The 342-nt window shown below is 65.8% G+C and carries 1 protein-coding gene; it reads left to right on the forward strand.

Going from position 1 to position 342, the window contains the following annotated elements; genetic code table 11:
• Positions 1-111 precede the first annotated feature (111 nt).
• A partial coding sequence (locus D9V41_RS17030) for a hypothetical protein (RefSeq protein WP_481725510.1) occupies positions 112-342 on the forward strand: 231 nt, incomplete at its 3' end.

The raw sequence follows: 342 nt of genomic DNA on the forward strand, positions 1-342 counted from the left end.
GATGCAGCGCAGCGCTCAAGTGCCGATCGAGGTCGTGCTGATCGTCGAGGCGCTCATCCTTCTCTTCCTCATGCTCAGCGACGTGCTGCGCAGCAAGCTTGGGAGTCGCTCATGAACGAGGTCGTGGGCTTTCTGGCCCTGGTCATTCCGGCGATGGTGCCGTTCGTACTCGCCGCTCAGGGCACGATCCTGAGCGGGCGGGCTGGAGTCTTCAACGTCTCCCAGGAAGGCGTCATGGTGCTCGGCGCGTCTGTCGGGTTCCTCGCCAGCTTCACCCTCGGCGGCAACACGATCGGTCTGCTGGTCGCCGCGGCGGCGGGCGGGCTCGTGGGACTCATCCTG

The sequence above is a fragment of the Aeromicrobium phragmitis genome, from assembly GCF_003674095.1.
Classification (GTDB): domain Bacteria; phylum Actinomycetota; class Actinomycetes; order Propionibacteriales; family Nocardioidaceae; genus Aeromicrobium; species Aeromicrobium phragmitis.